A 20,372-nucleotide genomic window follows, 5' to 3' on the forward strand; every position below is an offset into this window, starting at 1 on the left:
ATTAAAACTCCTTTCACTTGAAAAAAAATAATAGTTTTTTAGACAGACTTTAGGAGATATTTGAAATTATGAATATAATCCGGAATCAATTTTGACTACTCTGAGCCACAACTCCATAAATGCTATTATCTCACCTAACTAAACCTGTTTAACGCATGAAAAAAACATTACTTCTCTTACTTTCCCTCATTTCTTCGCTGAGCATGGCCTATGCGCAGCAGCGGGAAATCAGTGGTAAGGTGACCGCCTCAGACGACGGCACCGGTTTGCCCGGGGTAAGTGTAGTAGTCAAAGGCACCACCAACGGAACATCCACCGATGGCAATGGGGATTTCACAATCAGGGTAGCCGATGACAACGCCATTCTGGTGCTTAGTTATCTGGGCTATGTGACCCGAGAAGTACCGGTGGCGGGCCAGACCTCCTTTAACATCACTCTTTCTTCGGATAACCAGCAATTAGGAGAAGTAGTGGTAACGGCCTTGGGAATTGAAAGGAGCGAGAGGTCTCTGGGCTATTCAACCCAAGAGGTAAAAGGCGAAACTTTGACATTCACTAAAGAACAAAATGTATTGGGTTCCTTGGCAGGTAAAGTGGCCGGAGTGCAAGTAACAGGTTCTTCTGGTGCAAGTATGGGTGGTACGCAGAAGATCCAGATTAGAGGAGTAAATTCCGTAACAGGTGGCGGCCAGCCGTTGGTGGTAGTAGATGGTACTCCCATTTCAAACTCAAACTTTGCCGGAAGAAACGGTCCTGACTACGGTAACCTGGCCCAGGATATAAATCCGGAAGACATTGAATCTGTCAACGTACTGAAAGGGCCTACTGCCTCAGCGCTCTATGGTATTCGTGGTCAGTACGGGGTAATTATGATTACCACTAAGAAAGGCAGCAAAGGCCCTAAAAAAGTTGTAGTGCAATTAAACTCTGCCTTCTCAGTGGAAAAAGTGGGCAATTTAATGCCTATGCAAAATGTCTATGGGGGTGGCGGAAGCCAGACCTGGAGAACCCTTGCTAATGGGGAAAAATATGTAGACGGCACAGATGAAAGCTGGGGACCTAAAATGGACGGTACGCTGGTGCGCCACATGCACAGCTTCTACCCCCAGGACCCAATGTATGGCAAATTAGAGCCTTTTGTTGCACACCCAGACAACATCAAAGACTTTTTTGAAACCGGATTCAATCTTAACAACGGGATAAGCGTAGCTGGCGGAAATGAGAACTCTACCTTTCGGTTGAGCTATAACAATACCTACATTGAAGGAGTTGAGCCAAACACCTGGCTTAAGCGGAATAACCTTGGGTTAAGTGCTTCTCTTGATCTAACGAAAAAGTGGAGCGTGTCAACTAACATCAACTATGCCACCAATGATGCGCAACGCCCATCTCAGGGGTATTATGAAGGTTCCAGAAACTTTACCCAGTGGTTCCAGCGCAACTTGGACATGAATAGGTTAAAGGACTATAAATATCCAGACGGCACCTTCTATCACTGGAATATAAACAGACCTAATGCTGCCGGCGTAATCACCAACTATGAGCCAATTGACTGGAACAACCCCTACTTTGAAGCCTATGAAAACACTAATGGTGATAACCGGGACCGGTTTTTTGGAGATGTAGGCTTAACCTACCAGGTATTGCCTGAGTTGAAACTGAGCGGTTTTGTGCGTTCTGATATCTACGTTCAGAATATTGAACACAGAGAAGCCGCCGGAGGCAGGTACCAGGATGCGTATTCTACTGGAAAGTACCAGAACAGAGAAATGAACTATGAGTTCCTGGCGCAGTACACCAAAGACTGGAACGACTTCTCCTTCAACTTCAACCTAGGAGCCAACCTGTTTGACAGAAACTACACCTACCTCACCCAGGCTACCGTTGGAGGTTTGTCCAGCCCAGGGTTTTACAACATTGAAGCCTCCCGTGAGCGGCCTTCCGTTTCTTCTTATCTTTTGAGAAAACAGCTGCAAAGCGTCTACGGAATGGCAACAATCGGGTATAAAGACACCTACTTCCTTGATGTTTCTTTGAGAAGAGACCATTCCTCTACGTTGCCAGATCCTTATTACTATCCATCGGTATCGGGTTCATTTGTGTTTAGTGAACTGCTGAACTGGAAACCACTTTCGTTTGGAAAACTACGGGCCAGTTATGCGCAGGCCGGGAACGATGTTAATGTTTACGCCACTTCTCTTAATTATGAAGTGGGTGGGTTATACGGCAACGAAAGTGGTACAACCAATACTTCTTATGTGCCAGACGTTTTAAACAACCCCTACATTGAGCCTTCTTTTGCTACTTCTTATGAAGTAGGCATGGACCTTAAATTCTTCAATGGTCGGTTAGGGGCAGATTTTACTTACTATCAGCAGAGAAATAAAAGCGATGTCATTGAGCTGAATGTATCCGGAGCCAGCGGGTATAGTTCTTCCTACATCAATGCCGGACTTATGGTGAACAGAGGTATTGAACTTGCCCTGACTGGCACTCCCCTGCAAACAGATCGTTTCTCTTGGGATGTCGCCCTTAACCTGGCCAGAAACAGGGGTACGGTAAAAGAGCTTTACCCAGGCCTTGATTCTCGCTTGCTTGAATCAAATACCTACAGTGGCGTTTCTGTGTACCTGTATTCAAACGTAGGACAGCCTTTCGGGAAGTTAGTAGGCCAAGCCTATCAACGTGATGAGGCAACTGGTAAAGTTTTATTGGGTGCTAACAACCTGCCTTTGTATACAACAGCCACTCATGACTTCGGGAGCGTGCTTCCAGATGCTACCGGTGGTTTCCAAAATACATTCCGGTATGGGCAAATTGACCTGAGCGCCATGATTGACTACCAGTTTGGTGGTCAGTTCTTCAGCTGGTCTCGCATGTTGGCAGTGAAAGCCGGTCTGGCGGAAGAAACAGCTGCTTTGAACGATAACGGTAAAAACGTACGTGACCCACTTACAGAAGGAGGAGGGGTGAAGGTCAACGGTATCTATGGTCCTGGAACACCGCTTGCCGGACAGGAATTCAATGGGTATGTAGATGCCAGAGCCTATTTTAGAACAACGTTAGGAACACGGGTATATGAAGAGTGGTTGTATGATGCTTCTTACGTGAGACTTAGAGAGGTGCGGCTTGGATATACCTTAAGCAAAGCCACGTTAGGTAAATTGCCATTTGAGAAAGTTGGTATTGCTTTCATCACCCGCAACCCTGTGATGATCTGGCAAAAGGCTCCTGAAGGACTAAACCCAGCCGAGTTGGCAACAGGTGCCTCTTCCTTTGGCTGGTTAGAAACCGGAGGATTGAACACAGTTCGTTCTTATGGCGTGAACCTGAACATTACTTTTTAATTAGAGAAGACCATGAAGAGAATATATATACTGTTGTTAGCTTGCCTTGCCTTCGCAAGCTGTGAGTTTGACGAGGATATAAACGTGAACCCCAATAAACCCAGCCAAGCGTCTGGTGGGCAGTTACTGGCAAATGCCATGCTATCCTTGCCAGGTCTAAGTTCTTCCCCGCAAGGAGAGTTTATGGCTCAGTACTTATCTGAAACTCAGTTTCCGGGAGGTTCCCTTTACCCAGAAGGTGCTACCAACTTTTATGGGCTTTACACTGGACCTCTAATGAACCTGGAGGAGGTAATCAATTCAACAACCCTAGACGGAAGAGAGGGACCGGTAGAGAACCAGAAGGCCGTAGCCAAGATCCTTAAGGCTTATTTCTTCTGGAATATAACTGATAGATGGGGAGACGTACCTTACACCGAAGCACTAAAAGGGGCGGATAATTTCGCGCCTGCTTATGATACCCAGGAATCTATCTATAACAACCTCTTCGCATTGTTGAAAGAAGCGAATGGGCAGATTGTGGCCGGTGATATCAAAAATGATATTGTCTATGGCGGGAACATGGACAAATGGAAAAAGCTAGGAAATACTATCCACCTTCTGATGGCGCTCCGTTTATCTGAAGTAAACCCAACTAAAGGGAAAGATGAATTTAATCAGGCACTGACAGCTGGTATCATGGCCTCCAACGCCGATAATCTTGTTTTCAAGCATTTGGCAGTGGAAGCAAATGAAAATTATTGGTACAGCCAAGTGGGTAGACAGCAACGTTTATGGTGGGCATTAAGTCAGACACTTGTGAATACAATGAAACCTACGGCAGATCCTAGGTTGGCCATTTACGCCGATCCTAATGAAGATGGAGAATATGTAGGCTTGCCATTTGGCAAACCCGAAGGCGGGGTTCCCAATGACTATGCCTTGCTTGGTTCAGATATCTGGAAACAGGACGCCCCCGTGGCCTTGGTAACCTACGCCCAAGCCTTATTCGCCAAAGCTGAAGCCGCTAAGCGTGGCTGGATTGCCGGTGGCGATGCAGAAGCCAAAACCAATTATGAGGAGGCCATCAAACAATCTGTTATGCAGTGGACCGAAAATAGCACCGGAGTAAGTGATTTCCTGCAGAAGCCAGAAATTGCGTATGACCCTGCAAAAGGATTAGAGCAAATTGCAACCCAACGGTATGTTCACCTATTCATGCACGGGTACGAGGCTTGGGCAGAGTGGAGAAGAACCGGATACCCTAGCAACTTGGTAACTCCCGGAGGAAAAGCAATTCCTGCAAGATTAATGTATCCTTCTAATGAGTCTGCTAATAACACTACGAACTATAAGGCTGCCTTACAAAGATTAGGCGGCACTGACGGCCTGTACGGCAAAGTCTGGTGGGACAAGGACTAGTTAGAGCCTGAAAACATATGCAAAGAAAAAGGCCGGAAGTTTACCGGCCTTTTTTGTGAAATCAGGTCAAAAGCAAGTTAAGTGTATGCCGATGGTTTTCTACTGTTCTTCAAAAAAGGCCAGCAAAGCGCCAGCGTAGGCATCGTTCCAGCCTTCTACCAGTTCATCGTAGGCCTCGTCTGGGATGTTGGTCTGCTTCACTTCCATAGAACAGCCTTGTTTATGCGGGTGCAGTTTGATAGTCACAATAGAGTCTTCGGGCTCGCCCTCGAAGTACCAGTGTTGCACCAGTTTTTTGTTTTCCTCAAACTCCAGGTTCTTGCCTACAATGCTGCCTTGCCAGAGCGAGAACTCGGTTCCGGGCTCGGTAGACATCTCGGCGGGTTCCCCGGTCCAGATCTCCAGGGTAATGGGGTTGGTCAACGCGATGTACACTTCCTCTGGGGTGGCGGGCAGCAAGTAATATTTCTTGAAATCTTTCATGGTCAAAACAATTGGGCGAAGGTAAAAACTACAATAGACTCCCGGTGCCTCGGGTGGTTACTTTATTTCAGAGATGTCCCCGGTGGGCGAAATCCGGTAGCGTTTGCGGGTGACGGTGAGTTTGCGGGTGTTGGGCACCTCGTTGTACTGCGCGTCTACCTGCCAGCGAGTGGTGCTGTCCAGGTGCTCAATGGTGAAGTCTTTCTGGATGGTGTATTGCTCACTGTGTTTAATGCCCGGCTCTTCGCCACAAGAAGTAGTTTTCAAATCCTGCTCATCCAATTGAGTCCCCTCCTGGTTATACGTCCTGATTCTGGGCAACGTCTCATCGGCGGGGAAGAGCACCAGCAGAGCAGTAACATCCTCGTTCACCGAAATCTGTCGGTAAGGAAGCTCATGCGGTTTCAGGAAGGTGCCGGCCACGGTGGTGTCTAACCGGGAGCCCAAGGTGTATTCAAAGGAACAGGTGGCCTTGAAGGGCAAAGCCAACGCGGGCAGGTCAGAAACAAAGCTTTGGAAGGAAATAGCCGGAGAGGACGTAGTGACAATTTCCTCGACCGACGGATTGGTTTCATACTGCGAAGTATTGTCTCTGGAACAGGCCGTGAATAGAAACAGGAAAAGCACTAGGCTGGGGAGCAGTTTTTTCATAGATGCTTTATACGCGAAGAGCTATATAAAAGGATTGCCTAGCTGAGGCATAAGCCCCAGAAATGGCAAAGAGGCGCAACAGGAGGATTCCGTTTAAAGCTCATTTTCCCAAAATCGGCCTTGAAACGCAAGTCGAAAGGTGTTTTGAGTAAAATCATAGGCAGAGTTAAGAAAGTGGAAGCATGTGCCTAACCAAGATTTCATGATTATTCTTTAGACACGCATTCCGTCCCCCTTTGAAGGGGGTAGGGGGATGACTACTTGTGCAAATCATGGCGTTCCCATGTTGTAGGGGCAATCCCTTGTGGTTGCCCTAGCTGGAGAAGAACCAGGAAAGCCTCCGCTCTGTAGCGAAAGCCGTCAATTTTTCACCCGACTTTGTCATCCCCCTACCCCCTTCAAAGGGGGACGATAACGTAACACATAAAAAAAAGCCGCAGCCTGTTATTAGGCTGCGGCTTTTTTTAGCTGGTCAACTATAGATTATTCCTCGTCCTCTGGTTGAGCAGTTCTGCCGGATTGAGGCTTTTTGTTGTTCTGTTCCATCTCACGATCCATCTCGGTGATATTCACGGTTTGCGAAAAATCACCCAAAAGGTGTTTGGAGAAATAATCGGCGGTCATCCAGAAGGAGTACTCGGTCATGTCACCGTAGCCGTGGCGTTGGCCGGGCATAATCACCAGATCGAAGCGTTTGTTGGCTTTGATGAGGGCGTCTGCCATTCTGATGGTGTTGGCCGGGTGCACGTTGTTGTCCACGTCGCCGTGGGTAAGCAGCAGGTGCCCTTTCAGGTTCTTGGCCAACTCTGGGTTTTTATCAATGGTGTACTGGAAGGTAGTATCACCTTTGGCGGTGATCACTTCTTTCACGCCGTGGTGTTTCTCAGACCACCAGCGGTTGTAGATGTTGTTCTCGTGGTTACCGGCGCCAGAGACCGCTACTTTGAAGAACTCTGGGTACACCAGCATGGCGGCCGTAGACATAAATCCTCCGCCGGAGTGGCCGGTGATGCCCACTCTGTTGATGTCAATGAAGGTATGTCTGTCTGCCAATTGTTCTACGGCGGCTTTCTTATCGGCGAGGCCGTAGTCACGCAGGTTGCCGTAGCCGTAGGTATGGTACCACTTGGAGCGCGCCGGGTGACCACCACGGTTTCCTACGGTGATTACAATGAAGCCCATTTGCGCCAGACGGTCCATGCGGTCCATGCTTCTCCCGAAGGCTTTGTTCACAGCTTCGGTCTGCGGACCTGGATAGATATACTCAATGATGGGGTATTTCTTGGTGGAGTCGAAATCGAAAGGTTTGTACATGACGCCGTACAGATCCGTCACACCGTCATCAGCTTTCACAATAAACGGCTCGGGGAATTTGTAGCCGGTAGTCATCAGGCGAGACAGATCGGCGGTCTCCAGGTCCATTACTTTTTTGCCGTTGCTGTTGTACAAGGCAGATTTTGGAACCGTGTTCACGCGCGAGGCCGTGCTCACGAAGAACTTGCGGCTGTCGTTCATGCTTACCTGGTGGTCAAAGTTGCCGCTGTTCAAGAGCTTCAGGCCAGAACCGTCGAAGTTTACGCGGTACAGGTGCAGGTAGTAGGGATCTTCCTTGGCTTCGCGGCCGTTAGCGGTGAAGTACAGCACGCGGGCTTTGTCATCTATGCCTACAATCTCCTCGCAGTGGTAGGCGCCTCTGGTGATCTGGTTTTTCAGTTTGCCGTTACCGTCATAGAGGTAGAAATGACCCCAGCCATCGCGCTCAGACCAATGGATCATTTCGCTGCCGCCGTTCACCAGGCCCACGCGGCTTACTTCCACGTAAGTGTTGAACCGCTCATCAATCAAAGGCTTCACGGTGCCCGATGGAACATCCAGCGACAACACGTCAATCTTTTTCAGGTCGCGGCTGGTGCGGGTGAAATAGACTTTGCTGTTGGTGCCGTGCCACAGGTTGGCGCGGAATTCGTCATCGCGGGAGTTTTGCTTGGCGGGTGCTGGCCACACCGATAACTCCTGGTCTTTAAAAGCAGCAGCGTTGATCTTTTTAGCGGTCTTTTCCGCAAAGTTGAACAAAAGCAGCTCTCTGATGGGGGCCTCTTTCTCGCCGGGCATCTGGTACTTGTAGGTTTCCAGGGCTGGACGACCTGCCGCAGTATTGTGGAGCACCCACAGGTCCTTCACTTTGCGGGCATCGGTACGGGTCATGATGAAGTGCTTGGAATCCGGGGACCACATGATGAACGCGGGCTTGCGGTTCTTCTTGTTCTTCTCGCGCTCCACGTTGGTTTCGCCCTGAGAGTCGCCGTAGCTATAGTTTTCCACGCCATCGGTGGTGAACTTGGTTTCCACAATAGTGGAGTCTTTCTCGTTTTTGAGGGCTTTCTCGTAATTGGCGCGGTCCATCCAGTACAGGTTGTGCTCTTTGGCGAACACCACGAATTTCTGATCTGGCGAGATGGAAGCCCAGGTAGGCTTGCGCTTCGGTTTGTTGTAGTCCTTCAGCTCGGTTAGTTTGCGGGTAGCCAGGTTGTACTGGAAGTAATGCGTTTTTTTCTCCAGTGAATCAGCGGCTTTTTTATCGATGCGGTCTTTTTTGACCTGATCTACGGTGCTTTTTATCTCGAACTGCACGTTCTTTTCGTCCTCAGTGAATTTGAGGTTTTCAATAGGCAAATGCTGCGCATCGAATGGGTCACGCACCACCAAGGTGATATCGGCGGCCAGTTGATCGGTGTTGAAAATAGCCTGTTTGGACTTGGTGGCCGGGTCTACGATGTACCAGTTCTTTCCGTTGGACGTCTCATACATGTACCAGAACCGATCGGTTTGCTTTAGCCAATGCGGGTCCAGGCTGGTGGTGAAGATGAGTTTTTCTAATTTTTTGGGGGAAAAGCGGGACGCCAACTGGTAATTGGCTTTGGCAGGTTGCCCAGATTGGGCGTTTGCTCCCAGGCCTGCCATCAGAAAGGCGGCCAGAAAGTAAATTATTCTCATGAAAAGGGTTTTGTAGGTGTTTGGAAGCTTGAAGATACGAAACAAGCGTTGTTTTTCTGTATGCGTGTGCCAGAAGATCCTTTAAAGAAGTAAGCTTTTAAGGCTTGGTGTAAGCAGACAGCCTGTAAAAGAAAATACACCTGACGGTAGATTCAATACATGGAATCTACCGTCAGGTGTACCTAAGAACCGTTACTTGTTCAATTTACTTTTCGGGCAAATAAATAGCTTACGCCTGCGCTGATAGATTGTGTGTTGATGGCATAATCCACGCGTCTGGAAATATTATTGGTGGTGTAAAGAAGTGACACATCCAGATTGTTGAAGAGCATCATGCCGGCCCGGGCGGTGTAGGAGTACCAAAACGTCTCAGGCTGTTCATAGTTTTCGAGAATAGCAGCGGTGGAAACCTCGCCTGGTACAATATTATAGGTTGTCGTGAACTTGTCCTTGGAGTAACTAGCCTTGGTGGCAATCAAACCAGCCGCCAGGTGCACCTTGAAATTGTCGCGGTTATACAAATTGTACAAAACCTGAGGGTTCAGGGAAGCAGAAAGCTGTTTGTACTCATATTGATAGACATAAGTAGAGGAAGACCCCTTTTGAACTTCATGCTGCACCCTGGGTGCGGCCATAGATACCGAAAACTCTGTCCTGAGCAGTAAGCGCTGAGTTGCTGGGTTTGCAAAGGCATCAATCCCCAGAGAGAACTTTGGTAAGTAGGAGGAAAATTCCTGTGCGCCTACCAGTTGTTCTTTGTCATTCGTCATGGTTGCCCTATTCAGCCATAAACCCAGCATAAACCTTGTTCTGGGAAGCTTCTTAAAGGGGACGGCGCTCGCTTGTTTTGTCTCAGGGCCGTTTATCTGTCGTACCAAGGGTAAGAGATCATTCTTTGCATAGTCAGAAGTTTTGATCTTATTCAGGAGGCCCTGGGAGTTGCCTTGGTATCTGATGGCCAAAGCCCAAAGCTGGTTCCGGTAGAGGGGATCTGTTGCGACATACTCCGCTTGGCCTACCTTGAAGTATCTTCTATAAAGAAGCTCCTGATAAGGAGTACCGGCCGTGTGTTCTTTTAGATAGAAGCGTAATTTGATCTTGTCTTTATAGGTGAAAAGGGAGACCGAAGGCCCTGCATGCGTCACTTTCAAGAAGACCGTATCCTGTACACTTGTGGTATCTGCTCCATGGGTTAAGGAGGAAAGGTCTACGGGTGCCTGAGAAATTGAAACCCTCGCGCTTTGATAGGCTTCAATGCCCAGCACCTCCACGTATACGCTGTTGGCCGGGGTGAATTTTTGCTCCGTGGTGCTGGTCTCTGTGGATTTAAACGTAATGGCCCCTGGATTCTGTAACCATTCCTGATGGTCAATGAACCCTTTTAGGGTATCTCCTGCGCTGGTAACCACCAAGCCGGGTTTGAAGTTTGTCTGGGCTTGACCAATAAAGGATAAAAGGCAAAGACTAAATAATAGGGTAAAGGTTTTCCTCATTTAGGGATAGAAGGTTAGGTGAATAAAATATTAAGTAAAATAAAGGGATAGGGTCAACTGTACTATTTCTCGCCGCGGGTCATTTCCCGTTTGCCGGGAGGGCCGGGCAGCGCTTCTACGGTAAAGCCTGCTGCTTTTAGGCTGCGTTTGAAGCTACCTTTGGCGCAGTAAGTGACCAGGGTGCCGCCGGGAGCCAGGCAATCGTACATCTTTTGGAAAATGGCATCAGTCCAGAGGTGGGGTTGTTTTTCCGGGGCAAAAGCATCGAAATAGATCAAGTCATAGCTTTCCGATGCTGGGGCGAAGGCTTCCAGATCGGTTTCCAGTTTGCAGAGGGTGAACTGCGGGGTGATAGCTACTGGCTGCTCCCAGGGGGCGTTGTGCAGGGGCACGAAGAAGTCCAGCAGCTCGGGGTTGAGGATGAATCTATCGAAGTGCAGTTGGTTTACTACCTCCGGCGTTAAGGGGTATTTCTCCAGGGTTTCATAGAAGACCGAAGCGCCGGAAACCAGCGTGTGTTGCAGGGTGAGCAGCGCGTTCAAGCCAGTCCCGAAGCCAACTTCCAGCAGGCGCACCGTGGACTTACGCTCCAGGGTGGCTTCCAAACCCATTTTGATGAACACGTGCAACGATTCCTGCAGCGCCCCGTGCACCGAGTGGTAATGCTCGTTCAGTTCCGGCACGAAAAGGGTGGTAGAGCCGTCTTTGGTTTGTCTTACTTCAAGATTCATGAAGCAAATTAAGCATCTTAGGTGAATTAAGAATTAGGAATTAAGAATTAGAATGGGGGAGTTGCTATTTCGGGTCTTTTATCCGGAAAACAGGCTTAAAACGAAGTAGGCCTACTAACCATAGCGTTCAGAAATCTTATGGACCACTTGCTCCTGCCACCCGAATCAAACTCTTTCGCTTTTGACCTATTTCCTGGAAAACAGGACTAAAACAGAAAAGAGCCTTTCCTGGAAAGGCTCTTTGCATAAGAGGTATTCAAAAGTGAATGGAAAACCAGAGAGATGGGCTTCCCGGTTCTTGCCTTAATCTATGTAGCCCTCGTACTGGATGCTGGTGACTTTGCCTCGGGAGAGATGGAACCTGAGCCAGGAGTTGCGTTCCCAGTCACAGACCTCTACCACGTTCTTGTTCTCTTTGATGAAGAGTTTGTAGCCTATGAGTTTCTGGAGCAATTCCTGTCGGGAGCACCCTACTTTGATGCCGTTCTTCAGGGCTAGGTTGGGGCTTTTGATATCGGCGTAAGAAAGCAGGAAGCGCTTGGTGTACATGGGGTAATACAGCTCAACCGTGCTGGAGTCAAAGTTAAGCTGGAACAGGGTGTCTATGTAGCGGGCTTTGTGCTGGTTGGTAACGGTGTCTTTCAGAACTTCAAATGCGGTCCTGATCTGGGCCTCATAGTGCTGTAAAACCGGCTCTTCCTCAACAGGCAAAAACGGATTGGAGATAAACGCCACCGCCTTGATCACGTCTGGGTGGTCCTCAGACACCATTTCCAAGTGTTCATAGAAGGCCTTCATGCGGGCTGTGTTATCAAAATTTGGGGCGTAGGTGCTTTTAGGCGTGGAGTTGGGCTTATTCGCGGCCATCCGGGCAACACGCGGGGTATCAGGTTCCTGCTTGCTTTGGCAGCTACCATGCACCCATATAAGGAGCAAAAACAAAAGCACCATCAGCCGCCACATACCCGTATCAGAAATAAAAGGAAACTTAGTAATATTAGTATTTTGAAAATACGAAATAATAGTTTGCAAAGCTACACAGAACCCCACCAATTTTAACTTAATCTTTAGACCACTATACTCTTGGAAACCCCTAACCGTTGCGTAAAATCCATCGGCTTTCAAAAGTTTCTCCGGTTTTAGCCACCCAAGAGTTTTTAAGCTGAAGTTGCCAAAACCGGAGAAAAGCAAAGTTCTGGGGCAAGAGATTTACCGCTGTTTTCCGGAAAACAGGCGATAAGCGGGTTAGGTCCTGAAGCGCCCCTGAGCGGGTGGGCGGCCAGCAGCTTGCGCATCCATTGTTTCTTCGTGGGGAACTTCGCGTACTTCTATCCGCACGGAGTTATGGTTAGGCATCACGGGCTGGCCAAAGGTGTCTGCGTATTCCTGCGTGATCTCGGCCCCGAAGAAGATGATGAGCGAAGAGTAATACACCCAGGAAAGCAGGAGCACCATAGAACCGGCCGCGCCGTATGAACTGGTCATGTCGCTTTGGCCCAGATACCAGCCAATGAGGTATTTGCCCAGCAAAAACAGAAAAGCGGTGGCCGCGGCCCCCACCCACACATCGCGCCAGCGGATAATGGCATCTGGCAGGTATTTAAAGATCAAGGCAAAAAGCAGGGTAATCAGCCCCAAAGACACCACCACGTCTAAAATGTAGATGAACACCACTGCTACACCCGGCAGTAGCCGCTGCATGTAATCTGTGAGAATGCCAATCAAGGCGCTTATCACCAAACTCACCAGCAAGAGAAATGAAACACTCAAGATCATCCCGAAGGACAGGATCCGGTCCATGACCAGTTTCAGGATGCCGTTTTTGGCCTTGGTCTGCAGGTTCCAAACGTTGTTCAAAGACTCCTGCAGGGTCACAAAGATGGTAGTGCCGGCGAAGATCAGGGTGCCTATGCCTATCCAGGTAGCAAGTGGACTAGGGCCCTCCAAGTGCAGTTTCGCCATCATGGACTGTATCTCTGTGGCAGCCTCGCGTCCCACCAAACCGCTGATCTGGGTATCTAACTGGCCAGTGACCGCTTCTTCGCCAAAGAAGAAGCTGGCGGTGCGCACCACAATAAACAAGAGAGGGGGAAGGGAGAAAATAGTGTTGTAGGAGAGCGCCGCTGCCAACCGCAGGGAGTTGTTTTTCATGAACTCAGAGGCCGAGTTCATAATGAGCCCCCATATTCCTTTTGCTGTATATTTACTCATTCGCTTAGAGTCAGATGATGAATTACCTGAAACTACGGGAAGAGACGCTTAATTGTTGATGTAAGCGCAGATTGGGAGGTTTTATTGAGACATTGAATGGTTGAAAGAATGATAGATTGAGAGAATGGGAAATTGAAAGAATGGTTTGATTAGGCATCCTTTTCTGAAAACAGGCAGAAAACCAATTCTCCCAAGCCAGTTCCTAATGACCAACCCAATCATCTTCCATTCCTTCACTCATTCATTCTCTCAATCCTTCAATCTCTCATTGAAAAGAAAGCGTGAGCTGCCCTGAGGCCAGGAAGTGGGCCTGGATGCCGGTGGGAGTGAGGTACAGGGTATCTGGTTCGAAGGAGAAGTCTGCCCCACGCAATAAGAACCTTTCCTGCAATTGGTTTTCTTTCAGGCCGCTCTGCAGCGCCTCCCGGATGGTGGTCAGTTGCTTTTTCACCGGGAAAACCATTTGTTTTTCTAATTCGGCCTTAAAACGGTTCTGCAGAAGCCATTGCGCCGTGTTCACCAACTGATCCTTCGTTTGCAGGGTGTACTCCAGGTCCTTTACCTGGATGCTCTGGGAAGCGGCATCGTAGAACGGGGTTCCCTGCAGCCACACTTTTCCGTTGAATTTCTTGGTGAGGAAAGCCGCTTTGGTTTGGCCGCTCAGATCCAAGGCCAAAAGAAGTTTGGTGCCTTTTCCGCTCAGGGTGATGTCATGGACGGTGAGTTGGTGTTTGTCGTTCTCAAAGCTGAAGCGCTGGTTCCGGAGTTCTTTCTGCAGTACCTGGTTGAGGTAATCATAGGAGATGTCGCTGGCAATGTTGAGCTGGGCCAACGGCGGAAGCGTACGGGTGGGGGTGAAGTTGGGCAGGGCTGCCGTTTTAACCTGGGCCGGTTTCTGCCCCGAGAGCACCTTTACAAAAGCGTCTATGCCTACCTGCAGGCTCAGTTGGTTCTGCTGCAATTCAAGCGGGGTAAGGCGCACGGCCTGCGGTTCAATGGAAAGCCAGGTGTTGTACTGCTCATTGAGCAGGAGGGGCGTCTGGAGTTGTCGCCAGGCCTGGTTCAGGTAGGTGGGCAGAGGCACGCGTCGTTGCAGTTCCTGGTCTAGTTGCTGTAGCATGGGCGCCAGTTGGGTCTTCAGCTTGGGTTCAATGAAAGGCGCCAGGTTCAGCTTCAAAGGACCCAGCGAAAGCGTGGGTTTGCGCGCTCCCCAGGCAAAGTCTCCGCTGGTATAGCTTTTCAGGGTGTAGTCGGGCTGTAGTTGCAGGCGGCTTTCGGTGCGAACGGTAACCTCAAACTCGGTTTCCTCGGTTTTCTGAAGCTTTTTGCAGAGTTCGCAGGCGTTCCATTGCCATCGGCCCCGAGCCCAAATCTTCAGAGGGACTTCCATGGACAGCTTGCTGAACTCTGAGCGCAGTTTCATGGGACCGGCCTTCGTGACTTTCACCATCAGATCATCGTCCTGCAGGTCATCGTCCTGGTAAATGACGCCGGTGAGTTGCTGGTTCAAGATTCCCTCCAGAGCCGAGACCGGAATAGTGATGGGCAAGGTGATGGTTGACAACTGCAGCGGGGGCGAAGGTTGGGAAGTGTCCGTGCCTGCCGGCTCCTCTACGGCGAAAGACGTGGTTTTCTGGCAACCCGCCAGTACGCTCAGGCACAGCAAAACCGAAATAAAGAAAAGGGAAAGGTACCCGCGCATGCCGTAGACGTGTGTTTGCTTGAACAGAATAAAGCCTCGTTTAAGGCTTGTTTAAGCAAAATTAAGCTAAAAATGCGTTACTCCTTGGCGGCAAGAAGCTGTTCAAGGAAATCACGCACGTCATTCTCTGAGGAAAGCAGGGCGCAGTCGCGGAGGGTGCTTTTATAATAAATGGCAAAGAAAGGCGTGCCGGTCAGTTTCACCTCCTTGCTGGAGACGGGGTTTTCTGAGGCGTCCATCTGCAGGAACGTGATGTCTTTGTAAGCGGGGTCTTCCGAAAACTGCTTGAAAGAAGGTGCCAGCGCTTTGCAGATAAGGCAGTTTTCATCTATGAATTTGACAATGACCCGCTCTTTCTCAAAGATGATAGAGCGTAGTTCATTGTCAGAAGAGATTTGAATGGCCATCATGTAAAAAGAATGTCTAGCTTAAGGATAACGAGGGAAAACCGCCATAGGTTAAGAAACCGTACTCTTTGGCTTGCCGGGAGGGGTTAGTCTTTCTGAAGAATCCACTCTTTTCTGCAGATGGGTGCCTGCCACATAGCGGTAGCTAATTCCTGGTCTGAGGAGAACTGGAGCTGGGTAAGGCAACGGGCCTCCACGCTCAAGGCCACCTGTTTCTCCTGGAAAGGCCAGGGATGCACCCGCACCGGACCGGCTTTCAGTTGGGTCACCTCGTACCGTACCTGGTCTGGGCCGTTGCTGATCTCCAGGGCACGTTCCATCTCAGGCAACTCGTTTCGGCACAGGATGAGAGAGAAGCGGTCGCACCATTGCATGAAGTCGTAGGCGTACTGGGCGTGGGCTTTGGAGATCCTGAGCTGTTGGCGCCATCTTTTCTGGGAAGCCAGCTGCTCGTCTAGAAAGGCATCCCAGTCTTTTTTCTGGCCCCTAAGTTCCTCGTACAGAAAAGAGAGGTGCATACTGGTGAGCAGACTCCGCCACTGGCCCTGGAACCGTGCCTCCTTCATCACCTGCTGGGCTTGTTCCAGACAAAAAGGCAACTGGGTGAAATTAGCGGGTGCCCCGGCGGGAGTGAGGGCGTATCGGCCGTTCCAATCCTTCTGGCCGTCGTCGTGTTGGGCGATGGCCGCCAGGGTTTGCATGAAGTGCAGCGGCCTTTTATCAGATCGCCAGGCGAATCCTATCTCGGCTGCCAACAGGGCATGTGCCTGCTGGTAGATGATTTCCCATCCTCTCTCATGCGTATTTACAATCATGGTGCGTCTTTATTCCCTTGATGCTGCCGTTTCCGGCCGACTGGTGCAGTGAAGGTTTGTACGTCTGATTCAGAAATGTAGCAAAGTGGTTTCTACGGTGTTTTTCAAAAACTTGCCCTAAAACGGCAGATTGTTCCGCTGTCTGTCTGCATTTGTCCGGTGGAAGTTTTGTTTAGAGGCTGATTTTTAGAAAACGGGCACAAAAAAGCCGGACATCAGAAGCTGATGCCCGGCGAACTGTCTATTATAAGATTTGATCCTAGAACACGAAACCCAAACGCAGGCCGGTATTCACGGTTGGGCGCAGACGCAATGATCCGCCCTCGCCTTCAATAGTGGTGTTAGGGCCATTTTCAGGGTTGATCTCAACATCGCCTTCAGCCTGGTATTGCAGCCCGAACCCGAACTCTACGCCCAGGTACACGTGCTGCGCGAAATAATAATCGGCTCCGGCAACGGCTCCCAAACCTAACCCGAAGTAGTTGCGGTTGGTGATGTTGTTTCCGTTTGACCAGCCTCCCTCAATCTCGTAATTATCTGCTTCCTCGCTGGCGAAGAACTTGGAAAAAGAGATCTCGGCACCTACATAAGGAGACAGACGGTCTGTGCCCGCAAAGTGCTTCTCAATACCGGGTGCCAACACAAACAGGGTAGAAGTGCGGCTGAAGTCATCGTCTGAGGTCTGGTTTTGCACATCCAGGATGAAGGAAGCGCGCACGGCCGTATTGGGAGCCAGGAAATAACGGCCGCGTAGTTGGTTTAAACCCAGGCCTACGGTATTGCCATCGGTAAGGCTCAATTGCACCTCACCGGTTACGTTTCCGGCACTCGGTTTAATGCCGCCCGCGTCCTGCGCTGAAGCCGCAAAACCTAGGGTAAGACAAAGTGCAGCAGCCGTGATGAATTTCTTAAACATAGTTTTAAAGTTAAATAGGGGATGTTTCTGGGGGTAATATTAAGCAAGCGGTGCGTATTTGCCGCCGGTGAACAGCTGTCTAAAGGATAGTGGCCTCATAATGAAGAAGATTGATTTTGTTTGTTTCTGGCCCGTTTTAGAAATACTGGCCTAAAACAAGAGATCCATGCCCGGCAAAGGGCATGGATCTCAAAATGGCTAAGCTATATGTTACAGGTTCTTTTGCCTGTAAACCTTAGTTGTTGATGCGTTTCAGGTGCAGGAGCATGTCATCGGTCATGGTGTGCAGGTCGTACTGCGGGTTCCAGCCCCAGTCCTGGCGGGCGGCCAGGTCATTGATGCTCTGCGGCCAGGAATCGGCGATCTGCTGGCGGCTGTCTGGTTCATAGGTGATGCTGAAGTCTGGGTAATGGCGCTGGATGCTGGTGGCAATCTCCTGCGGGGTGAAGCTCATGGCTGCCAGGTTGTACGATGACCGCACTTTCACTTGCTCGGCGGGCGCGTGCATGAGGTCCAGGGTGGCTTTGAGGGCATCGGGCATGTACATCATGGGCAGGCGCGTGTGCTCGCTCAGGAAACATTTGTAGGTGTTGGTCGCTAAAGCCTGGTGGTAGATGTCTACGGCGTAATCGGTGGTGCCGCCACCGGGCAGGGCTTTGTACCCTATGAGGCCGGGGTAGCGAAGGCTGCGCACATCCAGACCGTATTTGTTGAAGTAGTACTCGCACCACCGCTCGCCAGCTTGCTTGCTGATGCCGTACACCGTGTTCGGGTCCATGATGGTATCCTGCGGCGTGTTCTCGCGCGGCGTGTTCGGTCCGAAAACTGCGATGGACGACGGCCAGTACACTTTCTCCACTTTCTGCTCCAACGCGAAATCCAGGACATTGAAGAGACCGTCCATGTTCAGGCGCCACGCGAATTTGGGATTTTTCTCGCCCGTGGCAGATAAAATAGCCGCCAAATGGTAAATCTGCTTGAACTTGTAGCGCGAGGCCAGTTCGGTGAGGTGCTGCGGGGTGAGCACGTCCACAATCTCAAAAGGCCCCGATTCGCGCAGATCAGCTTGTTTGGGGTATTGGATATCGGCGGCCACCACGTTGGCATCGCCATAGATCTTTCTCAATTCAAGGGTGAGTTCAGAGCCTAACTGTCCGCAGGCCCCAATCACTAAAATGGCATTTTTCTGTTTTGACATGCAAGTGCTGAATAGGAAAACAAATGTACGTTATTCAAGTGGCTCCAAAAAATATGGGAGAGTGCCCGGGTTTTGTATCTTTGGTGATCTTAGGTACGGAATAGGAGAAAAACTTTCCCGTACCATCCCTTATTGTTTGGGGCACGTTTTCTGAAAACAAGCCTCAAACGGCGTAAAATGTTAGTAGCAAGTTTATCTAACCGATATGTACGAAACCTTAAAACCAGATTTAGACCAGCAGTTAGCTGAGATCAAAGCCAACGGTCTTTATAAAAACGAGCGTGTGATCACCACCCCGCAGCACGCCGCGATCCAGACCCAGCAGACCGGAGAGGTGCTGAACTTCTGCGCAAACAACTACCTGGGCCTTTCCTCCCACCCGGCGGTGCTGGAAGCAGCCAAACGTACCCTGGACACCCACGGCTACGGCATGAGCTCCGTGCGGTTTATCTGCGGCACCCAGGACATCCACAAACAACTGGAGCAGAAACTGGCCGAGTTTCTGGGTACCGAGGACACCATTCTGTACGCAGCGGCCTTTGACGCGAACGGCGGCGTGTTTGAACCTTTGTTCGATGAGAAAAGCGCCATCATTTCCGATGCCCTGAACCACGCCTCCATCATTGATGGCATCAGGTTATGCAAGGCGCAGCGCTTCCGCTATGAACACAACAACATGGCCGATCTGGAAGCCAAACTTCAGGAATCACAAGGCGCCAAGCACCGCATCATTGTCACCGACGGTTCTTTCTCCATGGACGGCACCATCGCGCAGCTGGATAAAATCTGTGACCTGGCCGATCAATACAAAGCTTTGGTATTGGTAGATGAGTCGCACTCCAGCGGTTTCATTGGCAAGACCGGCCGTGGCACGCATGAGTACCACAACGTGATGGGCCGCGTGGACATTATCACCGGAACCTTGGGCAAAGCCTTGGGCGGCGCCATGGGCGGATTCACCTCGGGCCGCAAAGAGATCATTGACATGCTGCGTCAACGCTCGCGCCCGTATTTGTTCTCTAACTCTCTGGCACCGGCTATTGTGGGTGGTTCACTGGCGGTTCTGGAACTGTTAAGCTCCACTACCGAATTGCGCGACCGTTTGGAGTGGAATACCAAATATTTCAGGGAGAAAATGACAGCCGCCGGGTTTGACATCCGCCCGGGCGTGCATCCTATTGTGCCGGTAATGTTGTATGAAGCTACTTTAGCCCAGGAGTTTGCAGCCCGCATGTTGGAGAAAGGCATTTACGTGATCGGCTTCTATTTTCCAGTGGTGGCCAAAGGCGCGGCCCGCATCAGGGTGCAGCTTTCCGCGGAGCATACCCAGGAGCAGATTGACCGCGCCATCCAGGCCTTTACCGAGGTTGGCCAGGAACTAGGCGTTTTGAAAGGCTAACCCGTTTTAGACCTTCCTTCAGAAAACTGCCTTAAAAACGGCCTGCCATCTCAAGAATGGCAGGCCGTTTCTTTTGTCCTTTGTAGGTGAAGGTTAAGCTTTGGAGTGCTCACTCCAACTTTCTAGCCAGCTATAATATTCCCGGGAGACAAAAAGCAGAGGCGCTGTTTTATGGGTATTTGCCCTTGAACTAAAGCAATGGTGAATTGTCAGGTGGTACTTACTTTTATAACGGTAAGCCAAAATAAGAGGAAGGCAAGGGAAATGCGTTTTTAGGTACTTTTTTGAAAACATCTTAAAAAGTGGCCTGTTACAACTGAAAAATGAATTGATTTTGGTTGTGAAGGGTATTTTGAAGCTTAGGGCTTTACTAATAAGAGGTTTTTGGTGAGAAATGCCGCAAAAGTAAAATCCTGAAAATTGAGCTGAAAGCCGGATAATATGGCAAAGAATAGGTTGTTTAAATAAAGTAGTTATTTCTATAGAATGGAGTTGGTGCCGCCCTAAAAACCCGTGTTTATAGGAATAACTTTTACAGAATTTGACGTAAAATAAAGAGTGTTCCCCTTAAATTCACGCAAACGTTGACATAGGAAGGCGGTGCTCTTTAGCTTTCTCATTTTA

Annotated in this window: 15 protein-coding genes; 3 read left to right on the top strand and 12 right to left on the bottom strand. The window is 49.7% G+C overall.

Annotated features, from left to right (window positions below):
• Positions 1-155 precede the first annotated feature (155 nt).
• Positions 156-3,347 carry a SusC/RagA family TonB-linked outer membrane protein gene (locus EFB08_RS09055; RefSeq protein WP_123126620.1) on the top strand — a complete coding sequence of 1,064 codons (3,192 nt, stop codon included), beginning with the start codon at positions 156-158 and terminating at the stop codon, positions 3,345-3,347.
• A gap of 12 nt (positions 3,348-3,359) precedes the next feature.
• Positions 3,360-4,748, top strand: a complete 1,389-nt coding sequence (locus EFB08_RS09060; RefSeq protein ID WP_123126621.1) for a SusD/RagB family nutrient-binding outer membrane lipoprotein — start codon at positions 3,360-3,362, stop codon at positions 4,746-4,748.
• Positions 4,749-4,847: 99 nt separating this feature from the next.
• Here EFB08_RS09060 and EFB08_RS09065 read toward each other — a convergent pair whose 3' ends face one another.
• The 12 genes from EFB08_RS09065 to EFB08_RS09120 form a co-directional block, all read right to left on the bottom strand.
• Entirely contained in the window at positions 4,848-5,231 is a 384-nt protein-coding gene (locus tag EFB08_RS09065) for an SRPBCC domain-containing protein (protein WP_123126622.1), read from the bottom strand.
• A gap of 57 nt (positions 5,232-5,288) precedes the next feature.
• Complete coding sequence (locus EFB08_RS09070) at positions 5,289-5,882, bottom strand: hypothetical protein (RefSeq protein WP_123126623.1); 594 nt, start codon at positions 5,880-5,882, stop codon at positions 5,289-5,291.
• Between the two features lie 483 nt (positions 5,883-6,365).
• Positions 6,366-8,876 (bottom strand): S9 family peptidase, encoded by a 2,511-nt coding sequence (locus tag EFB08_RS09075; RefSeq protein ID WP_123126745.1) that lies wholly within the window; start codon positions 8,874-8,876, stop codon positions 6,366-6,368.
• A gap of 200 nt (positions 8,877-9,076) precedes the next feature.
• Positions 9,077-10,369, bottom strand: coding sequence for a hypothetical protein (locus EFB08_RS09080; RefSeq protein WP_125077689.1), 1,293 nt, complete (start codon positions 10,367-10,369; stop codon positions 9,077-9,079).
• Between the two features lie 62 nt (positions 10,370-10,431).
• Positions 10,432-11,100, bottom strand: coding sequence for a tRNA (5-methylaminomethyl-2-thiouridine)(34)-methyltransferase MnmD (gene mnmD / locus EFB08_RS09085; RefSeq protein ID WP_123126625.1), 669 nt, complete (start codon positions 11,098-11,100; stop codon positions 10,432-10,434).
• 303 nt (positions 11,101-11,403) lie between these two features.
• Positions 11,404-11,967: a hypothetical protein gene (locus tag EFB08_RS23330; RefSeq protein ID WP_125077690.1), complete on the bottom strand. Its 564-nt coding sequence runs from the start codon at positions 11,965-11,967 to the stop codon at positions 11,404-11,406.
• A gap of 378 nt (positions 11,968-12,345) precedes the next feature.
• Entirely contained in the window at positions 12,346-13,311 is a 966-nt protein-coding gene (locus EFB08_RS09095) for a YihY/virulence factor BrkB family protein (RefSeq protein WP_123126627.1), read from the bottom strand.
• Between the two features lie 265 nt (positions 13,312-13,576).
• Positions 13,577-15,013 (bottom strand): DUF4403 family protein, encoded by a 1,437-nt coding sequence (locus tag EFB08_RS09100; protein WP_123126628.1) that lies wholly within the window; start codon positions 15,011-15,013, stop codon positions 13,577-13,579.
• Between the two features lie 77 nt (positions 15,014-15,090).
• Positions 15,091-15,423: a thioredoxin family protein gene (locus EFB08_RS09105; protein ID WP_227006274.1), complete on the bottom strand. Its 333-nt coding sequence runs from the start codon at positions 15,421-15,423 to the stop codon at positions 15,091-15,093.
• Positions 15,424-15,506: 83 nt separating this feature from the next.
• Positions 15,507-16,235: a DUF3891 family protein gene (locus EFB08_RS09110; protein ID WP_123126629.1), complete on the bottom strand. Its 729-nt coding sequence runs from the start codon at positions 16,233-16,235 to the stop codon at positions 15,507-15,509.
• A gap of 259 nt (positions 16,236-16,494) precedes the next feature.
• Positions 16,495-17,151: an outer membrane beta-barrel protein gene (locus tag EFB08_RS09115; RefSeq protein ID WP_123126630.1), complete on the bottom strand. Its 657-nt coding sequence runs from the start codon at positions 17,149-17,151 to the stop codon at positions 16,495-16,497.
• A 235-nt stretch (positions 17,152-17,386) separates the two neighbouring features.
• Complete coding sequence (locus tag EFB08_RS09120) at positions 17,387-18,349, bottom strand: NAD-dependent epimerase/dehydratase family protein (protein WP_123126631.1); 963 nt, start codon at positions 18,347-18,349, stop codon at positions 17,387-17,389.
• Positions 18,350-18,554: 205 nt separating this feature from the next.
• Between EFB08_RS09120 and kbl the strand changes: the two genes are divergently transcribed.
• Complete coding sequence (gene kbl / locus EFB08_RS09125; protein WP_123126632.1) at positions 18,555-19,748, top strand: glycine C-acetyltransferase; 1,194 nt, start codon at positions 18,555-18,557, stop codon at positions 19,746-19,748.
• Positions 19,749-20,372: the final 624 nt, after the last annotated feature.

The sequence above is a fragment of the Rufibacter latericius genome, assembly GCF_003721515.1.
Taxonomy (GTDB): Bacteria; Bacteroidota; Bacteroidia; order Cytophagales; family Hymenobacteraceae; genus Nibribacter; species Nibribacter latericius.